Below are 362 nucleotides of genomic sequence, written 5' to 3' on the forward strand. Positions count from 1 at the left end.
GATTTCCGCCTTACTATGAACGATATATCGAGGTTTTCGGAGGTGCAGGCTGGGTGTTGTTCCATAAGCCGCCGGGTATGGATTTTGAGGTGTATAACGATTTTAACGGAAATCTCTCAAATCTTTATCGGTGTGTGCGTGATAAACCCAATAAGCTGAAATACAAGTTGCGGTATGTCCTCAATTCCCGTGAAGATTTTGACCGTATCGCTTTACTTCATAAGCGTGGGATTTTTGAAAAGCTATGTGATGCAGACAGAGCGTCAAAATTCTATCAGCTCATACGTTACAGCTATGCAAGCGGTCTTGACAGCTTTGGAAGTCAGCCGCATTCAATGTGGTCTGATTTTCCGATGATAGAT

Annotated in this window: 1 protein-coding gene; it reads left to right on the top strand. The window is 43.1% G+C overall.

Annotated elements, in window-relative coordinates; genetic code table 11:
- Positions 1–362, top strand: a 362-nt coding sequence (locus tag LI114_RS13800) for a DNA adenine methylase (protein ID WP_227221144.1), incomplete at both ends; no start/stop codon positions are given.

Source organism: Ruminococcus sp. 210702-SL.1.03 (assembly GCF_020559915.1).
Classification (GTDB): domain Bacteria; phylum Bacillota; class Clostridia; order Oscillospirales; family Ruminococcaceae; genus YE71.